The following is a 15,908-nucleotide window of genomic DNA, read 5'->3' on the forward strand; positions in this document are numbered from 1 at the left end:
CGGGAGGGTGTCGCTTAGGCGAAGGTGGGGGCGATGGCGGCGCTGTGCGCGGGCTTGCCGGGCGCAACAGGGCGCGGCGCTTGGAGGCCGGCTTTCCAGCGCGCACGGATGAACGGTCGCTCACGGCCCGACAGGTGCAGCGCGATGTGCGTGATCCAGCGTTGCGTAGGCACGCGCACGTCGTGCAGGGCGACCGTCAGCATTAGCAGGCTCACGGCGACGGGTACCGCGGACAGCTTGCCGGGCTTGGCATCCCAGGCCGACCAGATGAACAGCAGCGCGGCGAACGCACCGACCGTGCAGCCGGCGACGGCTTCGGACGGCGAATGCGCATCGAGCACGACGCGTGAGAGACCGACCGCGAGGCCCGCCGCGAGCCCGAGCAGGACGCCGAACAGGCGGATGCGCGCGCGCGTGGGCAGTAGCGTCAGGAAGAAAGCAACGGGATAGACTGCCGTGGAGAGCATCGCATGACCGCTGACGCCGGTGAAATCCCACTCGCGTACGCCAACGCCCCAGCCCAGAAACGCGATCTTCGTCAGCATGACGACGCCGGCGGCCGCGCCGACGATGCTGAGCCAACCCACCGCCAGCCGCCAGGTATAGCCGAGCGCGAGCCATAGCGCGATCGTCAGGGCGAGCGGTAGTGTGAGACCCGCGCCGCCGAGACGCGTGATCGAAAACCAGAGGTGAGTCGGTAAGTCGTACATATCGGGCAGGCCGGCCGCGTGGCAACCGGGTGTCACAAGCCGGTGCGTCATACGTTCTTAACGCAGGAGCCGCCCGACGGGAGGACAGCGAAAAGGCATGAGTGCACAGTATAGCCATCGCCGACGAAACGAATTGTAAGAAAGTTCGTAAGTACGTGGCGGAACGTGCAGACGCAGTATTATTGTGCAATGCATCATTGAATGGCGGTGCGCCGGTGCGCTGTCTTATTTAGCGAGCCCTCATCCGATGACCAAAAGCCTCACCAAACTGTGGTTGCGCGGCCTGAAGAGCTTGATGACCAACTTGCCGGATGGTCAGGACGACTATTTGCGAACGATGACTAAGAGTCCGCACCCGCCGCCCAGCGACACCGAGCCCGCCACGCCACGCGAATCGCGTGTCCGTCCGCGCCCGGCGGCCTGGGCCAAGGGCCAATGGGTGCGCTCCTACCATTCGGCACCGCCGCAGGCCGGGCAACTCGTCAATCACTTGTCCTACGGGCTCTACCTGCCACCAGGTAAGACGGCGCGAGGGCTGCCCCTCGTCGTCATGCTGCACGGCTGCAAACAGACGATCGACGAGTTTGCGACCGGCACGCGCATGAATCTCGTCGCCGACGAGAACGACTTCGCCGTGGTCTACCCCGAGCAGTCCAAGCATGCCCATGCCCACCGCTGCTGGCACTGGTACGACGATCGCGATGCCGCGGGGCGGGGCGAAGCGCATGCCGTCGTCTCGCTCGTCGAGGCACTCGTCGACGAATATGGCTTCGACGGCGAGCGTGTCTATTTGGTCGGCATGTCGGCGGGGGCCGGCCTTGCGGGGTTGCTGGCACTGCATTATCCGGAGCGTTTCGCTGCAGTCGGCTTGCACTCGGGACCCGCCCTAGGCGAGGCGCACTCGGGCATCACGGCGATGGACGTCATGCGGCGCGGCACGCGGCACGACCCGATTGCGCTCATCGATGCCGCCACCAACATGTCCGCTTACCCGGGCATGCCGGCGATCATCGTCCACGGTGAGGCCGATCGCGTGGTCGTTTTGAAGAACGCGGAGCAACTGGCGCTTGCCTTTCTAAGGCTCAACGGTTTTGTCGATGCGATGGGCGCATGGCGCGCGGGCCGCACGCGCGAGACGCGCGATCCGGGTGTCGTGACGCATGATCATGTAATGGAGGGGCGGAGCCTCGTGCGGCTGTGTCAGGTGGCCGATCTGGAACACGCGTGGTCGGGCGGTGACGAAGCCATGCCGTTCCATTCAGACAAGGGCCCCAATGCCAGCGCGATGTTGTGGGAGTTCTTTCGAGATCAGCGGCGGCGGCGCCGCCCGACAGCCGCCGAGCGTCCGGCAGCAGCCCGGCATTAGCCGTCGTACGGACGCCAGAGCGCGCGCAGTGATGCGTTTTAACCACAGTCGATCGACACGGTAGCGAGTGTCTAGGGTTTTCCCTATAATACGGGTTATGCATTAGGTACAAACCCTAATCACTACCGAGGTCGATCATGTTCCTGCTGAGCCAACTGTTCCTGTTCCTGACGAAGTCCGCCGATCAACGCGCGAAGGAGCGCAATGACGCCTATCTGTCGGAGGCGACCGATCTTTACGACCTCGAATTTCGCATGCGCAAGCTCGACCGCGAAGCGGCGATCGCTTATCCGTCGTGGCAAAGCCAGTATTAAGCGCACCGGCATTTGCCTGACCGGCCAACCCTACGGGTTGGTGCGCTCGCCGTTGCCGTTGCGTTCCTGAACGCCGAAGCAGCCGCGGTAGGTCGCGTAAAACGAGCAGTACAGCATCGTCGTTAGGGTGATCGTCGCGGGAAACAGCACGATCAGCACGTAAGGGCGCGCGCCCAGCGCATCCATCAGGATCGCCAGCCCGAACGACATGAACGAGGCTGTTCCGAACCACAGCCCCGCATAGACGATGAAAGCGCCGCGGTTGCGCCAGCAGCTGACGAGGCTGAAAAACATCGCCTTGAGGGGGGGCACATCGTGCCAGACCGTCAAAACGGGCGCGAACCAGAACACCATCGCGACCGGCACGTAGCAGCCGAGCGCGACCAGTGCCGCGAGCGGCACGGTCGAATCGGCGAGCGCATTGGGCGTGACGCCCGTACCGATCATCATCAATCTGAATAATGTCCCGCCGTCGGCGAGCGCCGAGCTTGCGAATACGAGCGCCATGGCCACGACATAAAGTCCGCCGAGCTCGATGAGCCGCCGCGCGGCTGCCCCACCATAAGAACGGAATCCGTCGATCAGAATGGTCGGAAACACGGGCTTGCCCGCGACCGTGTCTCGGCAGGCAGCCATGAACCCGACTGCCACGCCTGGAATGAACACGAGCGGCAGCACCGTTCCGATGATGGGGGCTAGCGACACCACCCACATCGCCAGCAGATAGGTGAAGAAAATGGTGACGAAGGCGAGGGGGTTCTTGCGGAACAGCCAGATGCCTTGGCGGAACCAGACATAGCCGGTTTTTGCGGGGACTTCGATCAGTTGCATGAGGACAGGGCGCTGAGCGTATCGGTGCCGCTCAGACGTTCGCGCAAAATGCGCTCGAAGTGAGTCGGATCGTGCGGCTGAAGCAGGGCAGCCGTACGCGGCAGATAAAAGTCATACAGACGCGAGACCCAGAAGCGGTAGGCGCCAGCGCGCAGCATGTCGCGCCAGTGGCGCAGCTCTTCTGGCGTGAACGGGCGCACGGTCTGATAGGCGCGCAACATCGCTTCAGTGCGCGCCGGATCGAGACGGCCCGTGGTGAGGTCGACGCACCAGTCGTTGACGGTCACGGCGAGGTCGAACAACCACTTGTCACAGCCTGCGAAATAGAAATCGAAGAACCCGCCCAGCCGCACGCTATGTCCCGTGTCGGGCGCGGCCGGCGCGAACAGCACGTTGTCGCGGAACAGATCGCAGTGGCAAGGGCCTTCGGGCATCGCCGCGTAATCGCTTGACGCAAAAAACGCCGTTTGATGAGCGAGCTCGGCCTCGAGCAATTCGCGCTGTGCGTCGCCGACGAACGGCAATACGACCGGCACCGTTTGCTGCCACCATCCAAGGCTGCGCAGGTTCGGCTGGCGGTGCTCGAAGTCGCGGCCGGCCAAGTGCATGCGCGCGAGCATCTGGCCGACTTCGGCGCAGTGCTCCACGCCGGGCGCGAGTTCGGCCGAGCCCGCGAGCTTCGTGACGAACGCGGTGGGCTTGCCGTGCAGCAGGCCGAACAGCGCGCCGTCGTTGCGCGGCACGGGATCGGGCGCCGGTACGCCATGCGAGGCCAAGTGGCGCATCAGATCGAGGTAGAACGGTAGCTGCTCGGCCGTCAATTTCTCGAAGATCGTGAGGACGTAAGCGCCGTGCGTCGTCGTGACGAAGAAATTACTGTTTTCGATGCCCGACGGAATGCCACGGAAATCGACGATTTCGCCGAGATCGTAGTGGCGCATCCATTGCGCGAGATCGGTGTCGGTGACGACGGTAAATACGGCCATTGCAAAAGGCTTCGGGTTCGGGTGAAACGGAGGTGGTGCAACGCGGCGGAGCGGCGAAGACCGACTCGAGCTGCCGCGCACAAGCAAGGACACGGCCGACGGGCCGGCCACGTCAAGCGGCGGGTCCGTCGGCCGTTCAGTTCAGGTCAATAATGCAGGTTGATCGACGGCAGGCGGGTAGACGGCTGGCCGGCATCGTGCACTTTGGGCGACGTATCGGGCGAGGCGCTCATTTGATAGTGCGTGCCGAAATTCGAATGCACGTCGATTTCGACGGGCTTGCCCTTGTCACGGTACTCGGTGATCTCGGTGCCGTTCACGCTTTTTTCGTGATAGCTCGGCGTACGCGGCACGTCGTTGATGTTCACTTTAGACGTGACCTCGGCGGCCGGACGATTGATGGCGGTCAGATCGGGCAACCCGGCTGCCTCGTTGGCAGAACGGGCAGCGGCGCGCGCTTGCGCGTTGTCGGCGGGCTGTGCCGCTACGGCGACGTTGCACACGGCGAGCAGCGCGGCAACGGCGGCGGGAACGTACGGCTTCATGATATTTCTCCAAGGAATCTCTCGATTCTAGCAAATGAGGCCGCTTTTTCGGCTGCCCGACAGTGCTTTCCGTCGCATGTTTGCACAGGTTCGCGACTCGTGCGGCGCGGGCGGCATAGGCCGTTCGGCCGGGGCTCGGCACATTTGCACTTCGTGGTAATGTCGTTTCATCGAACGAGGCAAATGACGATGAAAAACGATCTGACGCAATCTGCGCGGGCCATGCGCCCGAACGAGTTTCCGACTGAAGCCTTTCTTGACGCGGCCGATGCGGTCGCCAGGCTGTCGGCCATTTACGAGGCGAATACGGCGTTTCTGCGCGATGCGTTCGCCCGCTACCGACGCAACGAATCGTTCCCAGAGCGCGTGCGTGCATGTTATCCGTTCGTGCGCGTGACGACCGAGATCAACACGCACATCGATTCGCGCCGCTCGTATGGTTTCGTCGCGGGCCCGGGCGTCTATGAGACGACGGTCACGCGTCCCGATCTGTTCGGCAACTACTACCGCGAGCAATTACGTCTGCTGGCGAAGAATCATCACGTGGCGATCGAAGTCGGCGTGTCTGCTCAGCCGATCCCGATTCACTTCGCGTTTGCCGAGGGCATCCACCTCGAAGGGGAGCTCGGCCGCGAGCGGCTCATGGCGATGCGTGACGTGTTCGATACCCCCGATCTCGCGCAGCTGGACGATCGCATCGTCAACGGTACGTTCGAGCCGTTGCCGGGTGAGCCGGATCCGCTCGCGCTGTTTACGGCGCCGCGCGTCGATTTTTCGTTGCATCGGCTCAAGCACTACACGGCCACATCGCCGACGCACATCCAGAACTACGTGCTCTACACGAACTACCAGTTCTATATCGACGAGTTCACGAAGCTGGGTCATCAGATGATGGAGCATACCGATGACGACGAACTGCGTGCCTATCGCAGCGAGTACACGTCGTTCGTCGAGCCTGGTGACGTGATCACCTACAACGCGAATCTCGGCGAGCAGGCGGACGAGGGCTCCGTGCCTGCGCGTTTGCCGCAGATGCCGGCGTATCACTTGAAGCGCGCGGACGGCAGCGGGATCACGATGATCAATATCGGCGTGGGCCCGTCCAATGCCAAGACGATCACCGACCACATCGCGGTGTTGCGTCCGCATGCCTGGATCATGCTGGGGCACTGCGCGGGCCTGCGCAATACGCAGCGGCTTGGCGACTATGTGCTTGCGCACGGCTACGTGCGCGAAGACCACGTGCTCGATGCCGATCTACCATTGTGGGTGCCGATTCCTGCGCTGGCCGAAGTGCAGGTTGCGCTCGAGCGTGCTGTGGCGAGTGTGACGCAGCTCGAAGGCGTTGAGTTGAAGCGCGTGATGCGTACGGGGACGGTGGCGAGCGTCGATAACCGTAACTGGGAGTTGCGCGATCACCGCGAGCCGGTACAGCGGTTATCGCAGAGCCGCGCGGTGGCGCTCGATATGGAGAGCGCGACGATTGCGGCGAACGGGTTCCGCTTCCGTGTGCCGTATGGGACGTTGTTGTGCGTGTCGGACAAGCCGCTGCATGGCGAGCTCAAGCTGCCCGGTATGGCCGATCAGTTCTATCGCGCGCAGGTCGATCAGCATTTGCAGATCGGCGTGAAGGCGATGGAGTTGTTGCGGATGAACGGGCTCGATCGACTACATAGTCGGAAGCTGCGTAGTTTTGCAGAGGTGGCGTTTCAGTAGAAAAGCGGTGGTAAGCAGTGTGTGGCGCATAGACGAAACCCGCCTTGTGGCGGGTTTCGTCGTCTTGGATCAGAGGGGGAACAGTTTGCCGAGGGCTTGCGCGGCACCAAGAAGTGCGGTTGCCCAGAGTAACGGGAGCCAGCGCGTTTCGCGGTCCAGTTTTCTCGCTTCCGCCGAGAGCTTGGCAGTCTCTGCGCTGAGCTTGATGGCTTCCATAAAGAGCTTCGTGAGCTCAGCTTCAAATTTCTGTCTGTCCACGGTCGTTTCCCCGCTAGCGTCAAGTCGTCAAGCAACTCACGCAGCATCATCCAGATGCGAGTCATGCTGACCTTTTGTCAAATTTATCAGACGCTTATACAGAAGATGCGAAAGAAAATTGCCGCCTGGAAACGTCACCCAAATGATGGAATAGGAGAGGTAGGAATCCGGCGATTGGATCGCCGCACGAGAACGTGCCGGGTCAGCCCCATGACCCAGTAAACGAAATAACCCCATCGCCACGTGCCGTGCTGCGCACATGACGATGGGGCAGGCCTTTGATCTGCGAATCGAGTTCGATTCAGCGTCTCAACGTCTTAACGTTTCAACGACTCACAGATAGAACATCCGATCCTCATCCGACTTCGCCGCATGAGGCTCGGCTTGTTCCTCGCGATCCTCGTAGAACGCGAGCACTGCCTCGAGCACCTGGTCGGGATCGTCGATCACTTGCATGAGGTTCACGTCGTCGGGATTGATGAGCCCCATCGGCACGAGTGCCGTCTCGAACCACTTGAGCAACCCCGTCCAGAACTCGCCGCCGACGAGGATGATCGGCACGTGACGCGACTTCTTCGTTTGGATCAGCGTGAGCACTTCAGCCAGTTCGTCGAGTGTGCCGAAGCCACCCGGCATCACGATGACGGCATCGGAGTTTTTGACGAACGTAACCTTGCGCGTGAAGAAGTGGCGGAAGCGCAACGAGATGTCTTGCCACTGATTGCCCGACTGCTCGTGCGGCAATTCGATGTTGAGCCCGACCGACGGAGCCTTGCCCGCGTGCGCGCCTTTGTTGGCCGCTTCCATGATGCCGGGGCCGCCGCCCGAAATGACGGCGAAGCCGGCATCGGACAGCTTGCGGGCGATCTGAGTGGCGAGCTTGTAATAGGGCGAACTCGGTTTCAAACGCGCCGAACCATAGATGCTGACAGCCGGGCGAATCTCCGAAAGGTACTCGGTCGCCTCGATGAACTCTGCCATAATCGTGAACATCTGCCACGATGCGCGAGCCTTTTTGGCTGTCGCGCGTTCTTGATCTGCGAGTGATCGCAGACTCGGAATCACTTTTCTCTTGTTCATAATGCCTGCTGAACGGAACCTGAAAGGTAAGACCCTGGTATTGGTCGACGGATCAAGCTATCTCTATCGGGCCTACCATGCGATGCCTGACTTGCGCGGCCCTGGCGGCGAACCGACCGGTGCGCTCTACGGAATCGTCAACATGCTACGACGCATGCGCAAGGAAGTCTCGGCAGAGTATAGCGCGTGCGTGTTCGACGCAAAGGGCAAGACGTTCCGTGACGATTGGTACCCCGAGTACAAAGCCCATCGTCCCTCGATGCCCGAGGACCTCGTCAAGCAGATCGAGCCGATCCATTTCGCCGTGCGCGCGCTGGGCTGGCCGCTGTTGATGGTCGACGGCGTCGAGGCCGACGACGTGATCGGCACACTGGCCGCCGAGGCCGAACGCCAAGGGATGAACGTAATCGTCTCGACAGGCGACAAAGACCTCGCGCAGCTCGTCAGCGATCACGTCACGCTCGTCAACACGATGACCAACGAGACGCTCGATCGTGATGCCGTGATCGGCAAGTTCGGCGTGCCGCCCGAGCTGATCGTCGATTACCTGTCGTTGATCGGCGACACCGTCGACAACGTGCCCGGCGTCGACAAGTGCGGGCCGAAGACGGCTGTCAAATGGCTCACGCAGTATGAAACGCTCGATGGCGTCATGGCCAACGCGGGCGAGATCAAGGGCGCGGTCGGTGAGAACCTGCGCCGTGCGCTCGACTTCCTGCCGCTCGCGAGAAAGCTCGTCACGGTCGAGCGTGCATGCGATCTGAACGGCCACGTCGCCTCGATCGAAGACACGCTCGCCACGCGTCCCGAAGCGCCGCTCGAGCTACGCGAGCTCTTCATGCGCCACGGCCTCAAGACCTGGCTGCGTGAAGTGGAAGCGCTGATCGCGCGCGCCGAAGATGCGCAGGGCAATGGCGCCGCACCAGGCGATGAGGCCGTACAGGGCGAGGCTGATCTGTTTGCCACGGCGTCTGCGCCGACGCTCGCGCCCGAGCGCCACTACGAGACCGTGCAAACGTGGGAGCACTTCGATGCGTGGCTCGCGAAGATCGATGCGGCGCCGCTCACGTCGTTCGATACGGAGACCACCTCGCTCGATCCGATGACGGCTCAGCTCGTAGGCTTCTCGTTGTCGGTCGAGGCAGGCTCTGCAGCCTACATTCCGCTGGCCCACCGTGGTCCCGATGCACCCGAGCAGCTGCCGCGCGACGAAGTGCTCGCCAAGCTCAAGCCCTGGCTCGAGAGCGCCGAGAAAAAGAAGGTCGGCCAGCATCTGAAATACGACGAGCAGGTGCTTGCCAACTACGGCATCGCATTCGACGGCATCGAGCACGACACGCTGCTCGAATCGTACGTGCTCGAATCGCATCGTCCGCACGACATGGACAGCCTGGCCATGCGTCACCTCGGCGTCAAGACGATCAAGTACGAGGACGTCGCAGGCAAGGGCGCGCAACAGATCGGCTTCGACGAAGTGCCGCTCGCTACTGCAGCCGAATATGCGGCCGAGGACGCCGACATCACGTACCAGCTGCATACGACGCTGTTCCCGCAGATCGAATCGGAGCCGGGGCTGCTGCGCGTATATCGCGAGATCGAGATCCCGACTTCGCGCGTGCTGCGCACGATCGAACGCAATGGCGTGCTGATCGATGCAGAGAAGCTGCGTCGGCAAAGCAGCGAGATCGCGACGCGGCTCGTCGAGCTCGAAGCCGAGGCTTATGTGCTTGCCGGTGGCGAGTTCAATCTCGGGTCGCCGAAGCAGATCGGCCAGATTTTCTTCGAGCGCTTGCAACTGCCCATCATCAAGAAGACGCCGAGCGGTGCGCCGTCGACCGACGAAGAAGTGCTGCAAAAGCTTGCCGAGGACTATCCGTTGCCCAAGCTGTTGCTCGAGCATCGCGGGCTCTCGAAGCTGAAGTCGACCTATACCGACAAGCTGCCGCGCATGGTCAATGCGAGCACCGGGCGTGTGCACACGAACTATGCACAGGCCGTCGCGGTGACGGGCCGCCTCGCCTCGAACGATCCCAACTTGCAGAACATCCCCGTGCGTACGGCCGAAGGGCGCCGCATTCGCGAAGCGTTCATCGCGCCGGAGGGCAGCAAGATCATCTCGGCCGATTATTCGCAGATCGAGCTGCGGATCATGGCGCACATCTCGGGCGACGAATCGCTGCTGCGGGCCTTCTCGCAAGGCGAAGACATCCACCGCGCCACGGCCGCCGAAGTGTTCGGCGTGACGCCGCTCGAGGTGACGAGCGATCAGCGTCGCATCGCGAAGGTCATCAACTTCGGCCTGATCTACGGCATGAGCTCCTTCGGCCTCGCATCGAACCTCGGCATCACGCGCGATGCGGCCAAGCTCTATATCGACCGCTATTTCGCCCGCTACCCGGGCGTCGCGCGCTACATGGACGACACGCGTGCCAGCGCCAAGCAAAAGGGCTATGTGGAGACGGTGTTCGGCCGTCGTCTGTGGTTGCCCGAGATCAATGGCGGCAATGGTCCGCGTCGTCAGGCGGCCGAGCGTGCGGCCATCAACGCGCCGATGCAGGGCACGGCGGCGGATCTCATCAAGATGTCGATGATCGCGGTTCAGTCCTGGCTCGAGCGCGAGCAGGCCAATAGCCGCATGATCATGCAAGTCCACGACGAACTCGTGCTCGAAGTGCCCGACGACGAACTGCCGACCGTCCGCGAGAAACTGCCGCAGTTGATGTGCGGCGTCGCGGCGCTCAAGGTGCCGCTCGTGGCGGAGGTGGGCGTCGGCGCGAACTGGGAAGAAGCGCATTGAGGCGCTGACGTCCTTCGCCTGCCTGTCGCTTATCGGCTGTTTATCGGCTGCTCCCAGGTCTCGTGGCGCGCGTGCGAGCAAACGAATCCGCAACGGCACATACGGAGGATCAGCATGCATCGTTTCATCGTCGTGGGGGGAGGGGCAGGCGGGCTCGAGCTGGCGACGCGTCTCGGCGACCGCTATGGTCCGCGAAGAAACAAAGGCAACGCGCGTGCGCTCGTGACGCTCGTCGATCGCTATCCGACGCATATCTGGAAGCCGCTGTTGCATGAGGTGGCGGCCGGCAGCATGGATCCGTTCACGCAGGAGCTCGAATACGCGGCGCAGGCGCGCTGGCATGGCTTCGAATTTCAGCAGGGTGAGCTGACGGGCGTCGACCGCACCGCGAAACGCATCACGCTTGGGCCCGTCATCGACGACGACGGCGCCGAGCTGTTGCCGGAGCGTGAGCTCGAATACGACACGCTCGTGATCGCGATCGGCAGCACGACGCACTTCTTCGGCGTGCAGGGGGCTGCGGAGCATTCGATCGCACTCGATACCGTCGAGCAGGCCGAGCGGTTTCGCAAGCGTTTGATTGCCGCATGCATGCGTGCAGAGCACCAGCAGCCCGAGGCAGTCGAAAATGGTCCCGGCGCGTCGCCCGAACCGGAGCCGCGCATTCAGGTCGCCATTGTCGGTGGTGGGGCCACGGGCGTGGAGCTGTCGGCCGAATTGCGCAACACCGCGCAGGTGCTGTCCGCATATGGGCTGCATAAGCTCGACCCGCGCTACGACATCGGCATCGTGTTGATCGAAGCCGGGCCGCGCATTCTGCCCGCGCTGCAGGAGCGCGTCTCAAGCGCGACGTCGGAGCTGCTGTCCAAGCTCGGCGTCAAGCAGATGATCGGCGAGACCGTGGCGGAGGTCGCGCCCGGTACGGTGCGTACGGCGAGCGGCAAGGCGGTGCGCGCCGATCTTTGCGTGTGGGCGGCCGGCATCAAGGCGCCGACCGTGCTCGGCAAGCTCGATGGGCTTTCCGTCACGCGGCTCGGTCAATTGTCGGTGCGGCGCACGTTGCAGACCGAACTGGACGACAACATCTTTGCGCTCGGCGACTGCGCTGCATGCCCGTGGCCAGGCAACGAGCGCAACGTGCCGCCACGCGCGCAGGCGGCACACCAGCAGGCGAGCTTTCTGCTGAAGGCGCTCGCTTGCAGGCTCGAGGGCAAGCCGTTGCCCGAATTCACGTACCGCGATTTCGGCTCGCTCGTCTCGCTCGGCCATTTCAGTGCGGTCGGCAATCTGATGGGCGGGCTGATCGGCGGCAGTATGCTCGTCGAAGGCTTGTTTGCACGCTTCATGTACATGTCGCTGTATCGGCTGCATATCGCGGCGTTGCACGGCTATCCGCGGATGATGCTCGATACGGTGGCTCACTGGCTGAGGCGTACCACGCTGCCGCGCGTGAAACTGCATTGACACTGCATTAAGGCGCAACAAGGGGGCGGACGTCTGTGGCCGCTTAGCCGAGCTCGGCTATCTCGCGATCGCCCCCACTCTTTACTCGCGTCAAGGCGACCCGTTGGCCTCAGGGTGCACGGCGTAGCCTGACGTCGCGGCTGCGCCGTGCGGGAACGGGGCTTACGGGTTCGCGCCGGTAGCGATTGGGCGCGACTTGTCGGCGCACCATTCGCTCCACGAGCCTGCGTACAACGCGGCGCCGTGCAGGCCGGCCACTTCCATGGCGAGCGCGTTGTGGCAGGCCGTTACGCCGGAGCCGCATTGCAGGATCACATGTTCGGGCTGCTGGTTGCCGATGACGGCCGTGAACTCGTCACGCAGCGTATGGGCTGACTTGAAGCGGCCGTCCGCCGTGAGGTTGTCCTTGAAGAAGCGATTCAGCGCGCCGGGGATGTGGCCGGCCACCGGGTCGATCGTTTCGTTCTCGCCGCGATAGCGATCGGCCGCACGCGCATCGAGGACGATGTTTTCGCGAGTCGTCAGATTGTGCAGCACCGCCTGCACGTCGACCGTCACCGCCAGCGGCGCGGCGGCTTTGAGGTCGCCGGCAGCGGCGGGCGCCGGTACAGTCGTTTCGACCGGATAGCCTCCGGCTTGCCATGCTTGCAGGCCGCCGTCGAGCACGGCGATCGAATCGTGGCCGAGCCAGCGCATCAGCCACCATAGCCGCGATGCGTAGACGCCGCCTTGTGCGTCATAGGCGACGACTTGCTGGCCTTGCTTGACGCCGCGAGCGACCAGCGCCTGAAGGAAAGCGGCGCGATCGGGCAGCGGATGGCGGCCGTTGGTGCCCGTTTTCGTGCCGGACATGTCGCGGTCCAGATGCAGATAGTGTGCGCCCGGAAGGTGCGCTGCCGCATAGGCTTTTTCACCGGCATCGGGGTTCGCGAGGTCGAAGCTGCAGTCGAAGACGAACACGCTGCCCGGCGCATTCGCGAGGCGTTCCGCGAGGTTGGCGGCCGAGATCAGTGTCGTGTAGTGGGTGTGCGGCATGATGTGGCTCCTCGTATGCGAGCGAATCCGACTGAAGCGGCGTTAATCCCAGTCTAGACAAAAAGACGGGCAAGAAGGGGAGCATACCCTTCTTGCCCGTCCGCTTGCGGCATGACGCAAAAACTCAGATCGTTACGAGTTCGCGCCGAAGGAACTCGTGGAAGTGCTGCATACCGTCTTCCATCGGGCTCTGATACGGGCCGACTTGCGATTCCCCGCGCTGCATCAGCGCGAGACGGCCGGCATCCATGCGCTCGCCGATTTCGTCGTCTTCGCGCGCGGTTTCCATATAGGCGGCGCGCTCCGCTTCGACGAACTCACGTTCGAAGAGCGAGATTTCCTCGGGGTAATAGAACTCGACGATATTGGTCGTCTTGCTCGGGCCACGCGGGATCAGCCAGGACACGACGAGCACGTGCGGATACCACTCGATCATGAGGCCCGGGTAATAGACCATCCAGATCGCGCCGTATTCGGGCGGTGTGCCGCCGCGCATGCGCAGCACTTCGTCGTGCCACTTGCGGTACGTCGGGCTGCCTGCCTTCGCAAGGCCGGCGTGCACGCCGACCGTCTGCACGCTGTACCACTCGCCGAATTCCCAGGTCAGCTCGTCGCAATTGACGAAGCTGCCGAGGCCCGGGTGAAACGGCACGACATGGTAGTCCTCGAGGTAGACCTCGATGAACGTCTTCCAGTTGTAGTTGCACTCGTGCACTTCGACGTGATCGAACATGTAGTCCGTGAAGTCGAAGTGATGCGCGGTGCCGAGCTTGGCGAGATCCTTCGCCACGTCGCGGCCCGAAGCTTCGAACAGCAGCCCCTGCCAGTTTTGCAGCGGCGAGGCGCCGAGGTTCAGGCACGGGTTGTCGGCGAAGTGCGGTGCGCCGAGCAGTTCGCCGTCGAGGTTGTACGTCCAGCGGTGCAGAGGGCAGACGATGTTCTCAGTCTGGCCGCGCCCGTTGAGCATGATGGCCTGCCGGTGACGGCAGACGTTCGAGAGCAGTTCGACCTGCGAGCGCTGGTTGCGCACGAGGATGCGGCCTTCGTTTTCACTGGGCAGCGCAAAATAATTCCCCGCTTCAGGCACCATCAGCTCGTGCCCGATGTAGCGGGGACCTTTCTTGAATAGTGTTTCTAGTTCGCGCGCAAGAAGCGCTTCGTCAAAGTAAGCCGTGACTGGCAGCTGGCTCGAAATGGCCTTGAGCTGCAATGCATTGCTCAGATTGGACATTCCCACTCCCGATGAAGACGTGAAAGCAGTGAACAACCCAACCATCGAAAATTCGATTTAGGGAGCCCGCGATTATACCCGTTCCCCTCCTTTTGGGGTACTAAGTCTATGATTTGCGTAAAAAATGCCCCGAAGCCGTGCCCCGCCTGGAGCCCCGTCTGCGAAACGTCTGATGATGGGCAGGCATCGAACGCGCGACGAGGGCGATTAACGGCAAAGGTGCTTAGTGGGTGGCAGCGGCGGCGGGGCGCGTCGATCAGTTGCAGACCCCTGTTTCGACTGTGCACGCAGCGGTCATGATCGGATCGAGGGTGGAGCGCAGGAACGGCGACGCACCTTGCTGCTTGGCTTGAGGGTCCTTGGAACCCCAGCTTGTCACGCCGACGATGACGTTGTAGACGGGGAACTCGCCCCAGACCGAGCCGTTGGGCAAAGTGGGCCACGCGCCGAAGTTCATGATGAGCGGCGCGCCACTTGAGCCTGAGTCCATCATCGAACCGATGACCGTGTTGCTGGCCAGTTGCGGTGCGATGTAGCCGAGCGAATCGGTCCGCTCCATCAATGCGCCGCCGTCGAGCAGGTTCGAGTAGCCGAGCTGTGTGACCTGTGCGGTGGCGTTCGAGTAGCCGCCTTCGTCCCAAATATAGCCATAGTTGCCGGCTCGACGGCCGGGGTAGGTGCCGTTCTGGCCGCGCAGCGTGATGACCGCTATGTCGCTCTGACAGATGACCCCCTTGACCGCGCATCGATCGCTGCCGATGTAATAGGCCGTCAGCAGTTGTACAGCATGTGCTTTCCAAACGCCGAACGGCGCCTTGCCATTTTCGTAGGCCGGCACGAACGTCCAGTTGCTATAGAACTGCCGTTGACCGAAATTCGCGACGCAATGCGCGGCTGTGATGACGACGCCGGGTGAGACCAGTGCGCCCGTGCACACGTAGGTCGAATGGCCGACGTTGAAGAACAGCTTGCCCGTGGCGCTGAATGGATAGTGATGCTGAGTATCGTCGCCGTAAGCATTGGCGCGGGCCGTCGTGTATTGCTGTAATGACGTACCGTAGTCGTACGGGATGACCGCGGGCTGTACGCCGGGCGACGCGGCCGGCACGATCTGAATGGGTGTTTCTTTGCCGTCGCCGGGCGAGGCGGGGAACGCCTTCTTCCAGCGAAACATGTTGTCCATCTCGGGCTGCGCCGACGTTGCCTGCATCGACAACGTTTGCGTGAGGCTCGGAATCTTCATGCCCGGATCGGGCAGCGGCATCGGTGAAGCGTGTTCGAAGTCGAGGTGCTCGTAGTCGAGGAGCGGTGCGCCGTCATCGGGCAGCATCAGCTGGGTGACGGTACCCTGGACCGTCACTTGCGCCCAGCTCGGGCCCGCGAACGTCAAGGCGGAGAGCATGGCCAGCAGCGCGACATGGTTTCTCAGATTCATTGCATGTTCTTCCTATCGTAGAGGTGAGGGGCGCGCGCAACGCGTATGAACCGCCAGCACGCAACCGCGCGCGAACGAAACGAAAGACGAACAGAGCCACGACACAACACCTGGCTTTCCGGGCAGCCACCGATGCGTGA

The 15,908-nt window shown here is 62.7% G+C and carries 15 protein-coding genes; 6 read left to right on the forward strand and 9 right to left on the reverse strand.

Annotated features, from left to right (window positions below; all coding sequences use genetic code 11):
- Positions 1-14 precede the first annotated feature (14 nt).
- The gene (locus D7S89_RS14525) at positions 15-710 is read right to left on the reverse strand and encodes a phosphatase PAP2 family protein (protein ID WP_121278409.1); all 696 of its coding nucleotides are present in this window, start codon (positions 708-710) and stop codon (positions 15-17) included.
- A gap of 247 nt (positions 711-957) precedes the next feature.
- Between D7S89_RS14525 and D7S89_RS14530 the strand changes: the two genes are divergently transcribed.
- Positions 958-2,076: an extracellular catalytic domain type 1 short-chain-length polyhydroxyalkanoate depolymerase gene (locus D7S89_RS14530; protein WP_121278410.1), complete on the forward strand. Its 1,119-nt coding sequence runs from the start codon at positions 958-960 to the stop codon at positions 2,074-2,076.
- Positions 2,077-2,213: 137 nt separating this feature from the next.
- On the forward strand, positions 2,214-2,390 hold the full coding sequence (locus D7S89_RS14535) for a DUF3563 family protein (protein ID WP_121278411.1): 177 nt from the start codon (positions 2,214-2,216) through the stop codon (positions 2,388-2,390).
- A 30-nt stretch (positions 2,391-2,420) separates the two neighbouring features.
- Here D7S89_RS14535 and D7S89_RS14540 read toward each other — a convergent pair whose 3' ends face one another.
- The 3 genes from D7S89_RS14540 to D7S89_RS14550 all read right to left on the reverse strand — a co-directional run bounded on the left by D7S89_RS14540 (position 2,421) and on the right by D7S89_RS14550 (position 4,752).
- On the reverse strand, positions 2,421-3,221 hold the full coding sequence (locus tag D7S89_RS14540; protein WP_121278412.1) for a BPSS1780 family membrane protein: 801 nt from the start codon (positions 3,219-3,221) through the stop codon (positions 2,421-2,423).
- Positions 3,212-4,207, reverse strand: coding sequence for a homoserine kinase (locus D7S89_RS14545; protein ID WP_121278413.1), 996 nt, complete (start codon positions 4,205-4,207; stop codon positions 3,212-3,214). Before D7S89_RS14545 ends, D7S89_RS14540 begins: the two co-directional genes overlap by 10 nt.
- Positions 4,208-4,353: 146 nt before the next feature.
- The gene (locus tag D7S89_RS14550) at positions 4,354-4,752 is read right to left on the reverse strand and encodes a hypothetical protein (RefSeq protein ID WP_121278414.1); all 399 of its coding nucleotides are present in this window, start codon (positions 4,750-4,752) and stop codon (positions 4,354-4,356) included.
- 189 nt (positions 4,753-4,941) lie between these two features.
- Between D7S89_RS14550 and D7S89_RS14555 the strand changes: the two genes are divergently transcribed.
- Positions 4,942-6,468, forward strand: a complete 1,527-nt coding sequence (locus D7S89_RS14555) for an AMP nucleosidase (protein ID WP_121278597.1) — start codon at positions 4,942-4,944, stop codon at positions 6,466-6,468.
- Positions 6,469-6,537: 69 nt separating this feature from the next.
- On the opposite strand, the gene D7S89_RS14560 is transcribed toward D7S89_RS14555, so the two are convergent.
- Positions 6,538-6,726, reverse strand: coding sequence for a hypothetical protein (locus tag D7S89_RS14560; protein WP_121278415.1), 189 nt, complete (start codon positions 6,724-6,726; stop codon positions 6,538-6,540).
- A gap of 333 nt (positions 6,727-7,059) precedes the next feature.
- Positions 7,060-7,806: an LOG family protein gene (locus D7S89_RS14565; RefSeq protein WP_121278416.1), complete on the reverse strand. Its 747-nt coding sequence runs from the start codon at positions 7,804-7,806 to the stop codon at positions 7,060-7,062.
- 1 nt (position 7,807) lies between these two features.
- Between D7S89_RS14565 and polA the strand changes: the two genes are divergently transcribed.
- The 3 genes from polA to D7S89_RS28300 all read left to right on the forward strand — a co-directional run bounded on the left by polA (position 7,808) and on the right by D7S89_RS28300 (position 12,194).
- Positions 7,808-10,603: a DNA polymerase I gene (gene polA / locus D7S89_RS14570; protein WP_121278417.1), complete on the forward strand. Its 2,796-nt coding sequence runs from the start codon at positions 7,808-7,810 to the stop codon at positions 10,601-10,603.
- Between the two features lie 114 nt (positions 10,604-10,717).
- Complete coding sequence (locus D7S89_RS14575; protein ID WP_121278418.1) at positions 10,718-12,067, forward strand: NAD(P)/FAD-dependent oxidoreductase; 1,350 nt, start codon at positions 10,718-10,720, stop codon at positions 12,065-12,067.
- Positions 12,063-12,194 (forward strand): dienelactone hydrolase family protein, encoded by a 132-nt coding sequence (locus D7S89_RS28300; RefSeq protein WP_425470819.1) that lies wholly within the window; start codon positions 12,063-12,065, stop codon positions 12,192-12,194. Before D7S89_RS14575 ends, D7S89_RS28300 begins: the two co-directional genes overlap by 5 nt.
- A 35-nt stretch (positions 12,195-12,229) precedes the next feature.
- On the opposite strand, the gene D7S89_RS14585 is transcribed toward D7S89_RS28300, so the two are convergent.
- The 3 genes from D7S89_RS14585 to D7S89_RS14595 all read right to left on the reverse strand — a co-directional run bounded on the left by D7S89_RS14585 (position 12,230) and on the right by D7S89_RS14595 (position 15,768).
- Complete coding sequence (locus tag D7S89_RS14585) at positions 12,230-13,102, reverse strand: sulfurtransferase (protein WP_121278419.1); 873 nt, start codon at positions 13,100-13,102, stop codon at positions 12,230-12,232.
- Between the two features lie 124 nt (positions 13,103-13,226).
- Complete coding sequence (locus D7S89_RS14590) at positions 13,227-14,333, reverse strand: aromatic ring-hydroxylating oxygenase subunit alpha (RefSeq protein WP_121278420.1); 1,107 nt, start codon at positions 14,331-14,333, stop codon at positions 13,227-13,229.
- A 256-nt stretch (positions 14,334-14,589) separates the two neighbouring features.
- The gene (locus tag D7S89_RS14595) at positions 14,590-15,768 is read right to left on the reverse strand and encodes a trypsin-like serine peptidase (protein ID WP_121278421.1); all 1,179 of its coding nucleotides are present in this window, start codon (positions 15,766-15,768) and stop codon (positions 14,590-14,592) included.
- Positions 15,769-15,908 lie beyond the last annotated feature (140 nt).

The organism is Trinickia fusca, from assembly GCF_003628145.1.
In the GTDB taxonomy this organism is placed as follows: Bacteria; Pseudomonadota; Gammaproteobacteria; order Burkholderiales; family Burkholderiaceae; genus Trinickia; species Trinickia fusca.

Excerpts from the sequence above, each read along its gene's own strand:
- D7S89_RS14565 (WP_121278416.1), bottom strand. The coding sequence starts at position 7,806 with ATGAACAAGAGAAAAGTGATTCCGAGTCTGCGATCACTCGCAGATCAA.
- D7S89_RS14530 (WP_121278410.1), top strand. The coding sequence starts at position 958 with ATGACCAAAAGCCTCACCAAACTGTGGTTGCGCGGCCTGAAGAGCTTG.
- D7S89_RS14585 (WP_121278419.1), bottom strand. The coding sequence starts at position 13,102 with ATGCCGCACACCCACTACACGACACTGATCTCGGCCGCCAACCTCGCG.
- D7S89_RS14535 (WP_121278411.1), top strand. The coding sequence starts at position 2,214 with ATGTTCCTGCTGAGCCAACTGTTCCTGTTCCTGACGAAGTCCGCCGAT.
- D7S89_RS14540 (WP_121278412.1), bottom strand. The coding sequence starts at position 3,221 with ATGCAACTGATCGAAGTCCCCGCAAAAACCGGCTATGTCTGGTTCCGC.
- D7S89_RS14525 (WP_121278409.1), bottom strand. The coding sequence starts at position 710 with ATGTACGACTTACCGACTCACCTCTGGTTTTCGATCACGCGTCTCGGC.
- D7S89_RS14590 (WP_121278420.1), bottom strand. The coding sequence starts at position 14,333 with ATGTCCAATCTGAGCAATGCATTGCAGCTCAAGGCCATTTCGAGCCAG.
- polA (WP_121278417.1), top strand. The coding sequence starts at position 7,808 with ATGCCTGCTGAACGGAACCTGAAAGGTAAGACCCTGGTATTGGTCGAC.
- D7S89_RS14575 (WP_121278418.1), top strand. The coding sequence starts at position 10,718 with ATGCATCGTTTCATCGTCGTGGGGGGAGGGGCAGGCGGGCTCGAGCTG.
- D7S89_RS14555 (WP_121278597.1), top strand. The coding sequence starts at position 4,942 with ATGAAAAACGATCTGACGCAATCTGCGCGGGCCATGCGCCCGAACGAG.
- D7S89_RS14545 (WP_121278413.1), bottom strand. The coding sequence starts at position 4,207 with ATGGCCGTATTTACCGTCGTCACCGACACCGATCTCGCGCAATGGATG.
- D7S89_RS14595 (WP_121278421.1), bottom strand. The coding sequence starts at position 15,768 with ATGAATCTGAGAAACCATGTCGCGCTGCTGGCCATGCTCTCCGCCTTG.
- D7S89_RS14550 (WP_121278414.1), bottom strand. The coding sequence starts at position 4,752 with ATGAAGCCGTACGTTCCCGCCGCCGTTGCCGCGCTGCTCGCCGTGTGC.